Annotated in this window: 5 protein-coding genes and 1 pseudogene; 1 reads left to right on the top strand and 5 read right to left on the bottom strand. The window is 44.3% G+C overall.

Annotated features, from left to right (window positions below; all coding sequences use genetic code 11):
* Positions 1–1,151, top strand: a 1,151-nt coding sequence (locus A2517_RS07055; RefSeq protein ID WP_294895513.1) for a tetratricopeptide repeat protein, incomplete at its 5' end; no start/stop codon positions are given.
* Here A2517_RS07055 and pssA read toward each other — a convergent pair.
* From pssA to A2517_RS07030, 5 genes and pseudogenes are all read right to left on the bottom strand, one after another.
* Positions 1,139–1,861 (bottom strand): CDP-diacylglycerol--serine O-phosphatidyltransferase, encoded by a 723-nt coding sequence (pssA, locus tag A2517_RS07050; protein WP_294895511.1) that lies wholly within the window; start codon positions 1,859–1,861, stop codon positions 1,139–1,141. The genes A2517_RS07055 and pssA overlap by 13 nt on opposite strands.
* Positions 1,862–1,865: 4 nt before the next feature.
* Positions 1,866–2,513, bottom strand: coding sequence for a phosphatidylserine decarboxylase (locus A2517_RS07045; protein WP_294895509.1), 648 nt, complete (start codon positions 2,511–2,513; stop codon positions 1,866–1,868).
* A gap of 12 nt (positions 2,514–2,525) precedes the next feature.
* A complete protein-coding gene (gene ftsH, locus A2517_RS07040) occupies positions 2,526–4,478 on the bottom strand; it encodes an ATP-dependent zinc metalloprotease FtsH (protein WP_294895507.1) in 1,953 nt (650 codons plus the stop codon).
* 1 nt (position 4,479) lies between these two features.
* Positions 4,480–5,316, bottom strand: coding sequence for a 50S ribosomal protein L11 methyltransferase (locus A2517_RS07035; RefSeq protein WP_294895505.1), 837 nt, complete (start codon positions 5,314–5,316; stop codon positions 4,480–4,482).
* A pseudogene (locus A2517_RS07030) lies at positions 5,316–5,437 on the bottom strand (two-component system response regulator); the annotation flags it as partial. The pseudogene A2517_RS07030 and the gene A2517_RS07035, both read right to left, overlap by 1 nt.

Here is a 5,437-nt window from a genome sequence, read left to right as displayed (position 1 = left end):
CAAAAGAGTATCTTCAGACCAGCACCCAAGCTTCCAGTGTTGACTACGGTATAGCCCTCTCGATACAAAAAGCACTCAAATTCCGCTTAAGAGATGCAAATCAGCAACTCTCGGCACTTCTAAAACGTAATCCTCAGCACTCTATTCTCCACTACAATCTGGCACTAACCTATGCGCAGCTGGGTGATATGACCAAAGCGTATGAGCATTTCTTACGATCCTATCATCTTGATGCCAACAACTATATGTCGGGGATCTTTGCCCTTATGAGTTCGGAAATGATCGGAAAAAGCAATCCGAAGCTCACCTCGATTCTCAAAGATAACCTTTCACAAGAACCGAATAAAGAGGAGTTTGTACTCTATCGGGCAATGTTGGACATTACCCAAAATAACATTCCAAATGCCTCTAAATGGCTCGAAAATTCCTATAAAGAACGCCCTCTTTATCTTGCACTTGAAGTTGACATCGCTCGTGAAATGGGTCAAATGGAGTTAGCACGTAAACAGGCAAAACGGCTCTCCGCACTTCAGCCAAACGACATTCTCCCGCATCTCATGGTTATTGAGACCCAATTCAGTGATCTAAAACCCAAAGCTTACGCCGTATCAGCTATCAACTATCTCAAGAAACAATCTTTTCACTATGATGATCTTTACTTCGGCCCTCAGTTAACACGGGACAAAGCCATTCTTATGTCGGCGATGACAGGTCAGTTAACCCCTTTTATCCAGCGTCTTGAAACAAGACTCCAAACCACGACGGATCATACTGCTGATATTATGGGAGCGTTGGCACAAGCCTATTTCTACAATAAAGATTATGAGAAATCCTACACCCTCTACAATCAGCTTATTGACACCCATAAGATTCGTGATGAAAAAACTCTCTTTATGGGAGCCTATGCCTCTATTGGAGCGGAACATTATGAAAATGCCATTGCGTTATTGGAACTTTCCAAACTCAAAAATCCGGCCTACTTAGAGACTCGCTACGCACTTGGTCTTCTGTATATGCAGATTCAAAACAATCCTGCCGCCGTTATTCAACTCGCTAAAATGGGCAATACCGGATTTATATCCCGTTATTTTGATTTTGAAATCGATACTGAAAAACTAGCAACCGAGCCTCAAAAATATCATCCTCTGTAAATGAGGCGTCGAAGCATATAAAAGGAAGCGCGCAGCGGTCCATACAATAAATACCCTGCCGCCAATAGTGCCATCCCCTCAATCGGATAAATAAAAACTCCCATCGCCACAACAATCAACCCTATAAGAAAACGGATGAAATGAAAGGTTTTAAAATTCATTTTTTTAAAGCTGGGATAGCGGATATTGCTCACCATTAAAATGGCTAACACCAGTGCGAGAGGGAGAATAAATACTTTATAGGGTGCAAACTCTTCGTAGCGTTCAATCACTAAAATCGCAATCGAAATCATAATTGCCGCTGTCGGAATCGGTAAACCGATAAATACACTCGGCTCGATCCGCGATGTCGTGACATTAAACCGAGCAAGCCTTACCGCACCGAAAATAATAAAGAGAGCACTCACCATAATCCCGATTCTCCCGTAACTCTCACCGATGTAGAGATAGAGTAATAATGCAGGTGCAACGCCGAATGCTACGATATCGGCGAGTGAATCAAACTCAACACCGAAATGGCTTGCCGTATTGGTCATACGAGCGACACGTCCGTCTAAGCCATCAAAGATCAGTGCTAGGAAGATGAACCAAGCCGCCGATTCAAAAGAGCCCTCTAGCGCTAAAGCTATGGCGTAAAATCCAGTGAAAATAGAAGCAGCAGTAAAAAGGTTAGGGAGAAGATAGGCGATGGGAGGAGGAGCTTGACGCATCGGATTACGCCGCGTTTAGATATCCGATGACACTCTCACCTGCACGAACATTTGATCCGGCATTCACAGACAAACGGGTATGGGCGGGGAGATAGATGATACTTCGCCCTTTGGCTAAAAAGCCATAGCGTCCCCCCTCTTTGAACTTTTGCGTTTTTTCCACTTCTATACCAATCGGAAAACAACTTTGTTCACTCAAATGTTCGATATAGATTTCATCCCCTTTGGGTGAGCGAAATGAAATAACCGCTTTTTCATTCAACGTATCAGAGAGGGGATTATACAAAGGCAACGACGCACCGTGACGGATTTTGAATCCCTCTACGACACAATCAAACGGTGCACGAAGCATCGAAACATCCCATAGTGAGTTCATAATGGTCACTTTAGACATCTTTTGATCCTCCACTATCGTCTCTTCAATAGAGAGGACGACACCATCCACACTGCTGATGATGGCATCCGATTCGTTCTCGGCCGTATTACGTTCAGGGTTGCGAAAAATAGCCAATACAACAAGAAGCAATGCACCGGTAATAAACTGGAAAAGGTGCAAAGCCGTCATGGTAAAAAACAAAAAGAGAGAGCCGATCACCGCTGATATAAGCCAACCTCGTGAAGAGAGGATAAAAGTATCGTTTTGAACGCTCATCATATATTCCTTTTAGTCGTCAATGACTATTTTTTTGCTCGAAGGGGTCTCTTTACGCGGTTCGAGTTTCGTTTCAATACCATGTTCTTTCTCATACGCTTCAATAATTTCACGTACTTGATCACCGGAAATATTCTCTTTTGCGTACAACAATTCTACAATTTTTTCGATAGCGTCACGGTACTCTTCCAGCCGTTTTTTAACCTCGACATAACGCTCTTGGAGTGATTGTTTGATAAACGCATCCATATCTTCAGCCATTTTATCACTGTACTCGCGAGCCTGTGTCATACCGCCGCCGAGGAAGGTACTGCGTTGCTTTTCAAGTACCATCAGCCCTGCAACATCACTCATACCGTACATTTGAACCATTGCTTTGATAATATCGGTTGAGCGCTCCAAATCGTTTGCCGCTCCGGTAGAAATTTCACCGATAAAGACCTCTTCCGCCGCACGGCCGCCAAGAAGAACATCTACTTCAGCCCATAGCTCATGACGCTGCATCAAATATTTGTTCTCTTCAGGGGTATTAAGAGTGTAGCCTAATGCCGCCAATCCGCGTGGAACGATCGAAACTTTAGAAACTTTTTTAGCCCCCTTGGTTGTCTCCGCCAACAACGCATGACCGCTTTCGTGATACGCAACGATACGCTTCTCTTTTTCATCGATACGACGGCTCTTTTTAGAGAGTCCCGCAATCGCACGTTCTACCGCTTCACGCATATCGGCTTGACGAACCGTTTTTTGACTTTTACGTCCGGCCAGCAAGGCCGCTTCATTGACGATGTTGGCCAAATCAGCTCCTGCTAGACCTGCGGTGAGACGGGCAATCTCTTCAAGATCAACATCGGCATCTTGTTTAACCCCTTTAGCGTGTACCTTTAAGATATCAATACGCCCTTGGAAATCGGGTTTATCTACCAATACCTGACGATCAAATCGCCCCGGACGGAGAAGTGCAGGATCGAGAATCTCAGGACGGTTAGTCGCCGCTAAAATAATAATCGGCGTATCGGTTCCGAATCCGTCCATTTCAGCAAGAAGCTGATTAAGGGTTTGTTCACGCTCATCGTTACCACCCATCATTCCACCCGCAGCTCGGCTTTTACCGATCGCATCGATCTCATCAATAAAGATAATCGAGGGGGCATCTTTTTTGGCCTGTTCAAACAAATCACGAACACGCGCGGCACCGACACCCACGAACATTTCGATAAAACTTGATCCCGATACGGAGAAGAACGGTACTTCCGCTTCTCCCGCTACCGCTTTAGCCAATAATGTTTTACCGGTTCCGGGGCTACCGACGAGCAAAACTCCCTTAGGGATTTTTGCTCCGAGTTCAACGTAACGATCCGGAGATTTCAAGAAATCAACGATCTCCAATACCTCTTCTTTTGCCTCTTGGGCACCGGCAACGTCATCAAATTTGGTTTTCGGTTTTTCAGAGTTGATTAATTTTTTGGAATTGCCCATCCCCAAGATACCGCCGCCCATACTTTTTTGCATTCGTCCCGCAAAAAACATCCAGATAGCGATAATAATCAAAAACGGGAAAAGCCATCCGAACATTTCGGTAAACCAGTTACTCTCCGAAAATCCGACATAGTTGATCTTTTTTTCATCCAAAAGTGGAATAAGCGTTGAGTCTTGCCCTACGATACGGGTCGTATACGCAACTTTGCCCGTTCCGTCACTGCCGATCGCACGGATATAGGTTTGACCGATAGAGACTTTTTCAACCTGCTTGTCTTGAATAAGACGTTTTAGATCGGCATAGCTGATCTCTTGGGTACGGGTAACATTTTGACCGCTAATCTTTCCGGAGAGATCATTTTCATCACCGATAAGCGCTTTAAAAAGGATAATAACAACAATCGAGAAAAGTGCAAAAGTAATTAAAGGGTTTTTGTTAAAAAAATTGTCGTTTTTATCCGGATTCGGATTCGATTCATTCTGAGCCATATTATTCATTTCCTTTTTGAGTCACTACAAGCGTTACCCATTCATTTTCGACAAAACGTTCTGTCAAATCAAAACTTTTATACGCACGAAGAACTTTATCTTCATATTTGTCCATAATTCCTGAGAGGATCAAAATGCCCCCCTCACGTAACCGTTTTTTAAGATCACTGGCAATAAATACCAACACATCCGCAACGATATTGGCGATAATAACGTCATACTTCTCATTCGTATCGTTAATCGGCCCTTCCCACAAACGGCGATAGCTAATAGTGTTTTGTTCCGCATTGACCATGGCATTCTCTACGGAGAGGGGATCGGTATCGCACGCATCGACGATGGCACCTTTTTTAATGGCCGCAATCGCTAAAATCCCGCTGCCGCATCCGACATCCATAACCTCATCGCCCGTTTTGACGTATTTAGCAATCCCTCGTAAACACGAAGCGGTTGTAGGGTGGTGCCCTGTCCCGAATGCCAATGCAGGGTCGATAGCGATGTTCAGCATCCCTTCTTTCGGAGCTTCCCATGTCGGGTGGATATAAAACGGTGCAATTTCAATGGGGGTAATACCTTGTTGATATTGTGCGATCCAATCATCATTTTTCTCTTTGGTAAGGGTCATCTCGACATCAACAACTTCACCTAGTGCCCGTTGGAGCGCTTCGGAAAATTGTTCGATCCCCCACATTACCGTCTCTAAGTCTTCTTCACTACGGATAATAAAACCCTCTTCGATCTCTTCGAATCCAACAGGTACTACATCAACCAAAAAATCGCTAAATAGCTCAAGATGCGATGATGGTTTCACCACCAACATGTAATAATAATCTTGCATTAACCCTCTGTACCGAGTACGGCAGCAAGCTTCTCTTTAAGTACTTGAGGAGTGAACGGTTTAACAATATAGTTATTTACACCGGCTTTGAGGGCGGTAATAACTTCTGCTTTTCCCCCCT

Source organism: Sulfuricurvum sp. RIFOXYD12_FULL_44_77, from assembly GCF_001830725.1.
GTDB classification, from domain to species: domain Bacteria; phylum Campylobacterota; class Campylobacteria; order Campylobacterales; family Sulfurimonadaceae; genus Sulfuricurvum; species Sulfuricurvum kujiense_A.
This window is presented reverse-complemented; position numbering and strand designations above follow the sequence as displayed.

What these genes read in the sequence shown, in the direction of transcription:
- pssA (WP_294895511.1), bottom strand. Translation starts at nt 1,861, where the DNA reads ATGCGTCAAGCTCCTCCTCCCATCGCCTATCTTCTCCCTAACCTTTTT.
- A2517_RS07045 (WP_294895509.1), bottom strand. Translation starts at nt 2,513, where the DNA reads ATGAGCGTTCAAAACGATACTTTTATCCTCTCTTCACGAGGTTGGCTT.
- ftsH (WP_294895507.1), bottom strand. Translation starts at nt 4,478, where the DNA reads ATGGCTCAGAATGAATCGAATCCGAATCCGGATAAAAACGACAATTTT.
- A2517_RS07035 (WP_294895505.1), bottom strand. Translation starts at nt 5,316, where the DNA reads ATGCAAGATTATTATTACATGTTGGTGGTGAAACCATCATCGCATCTT.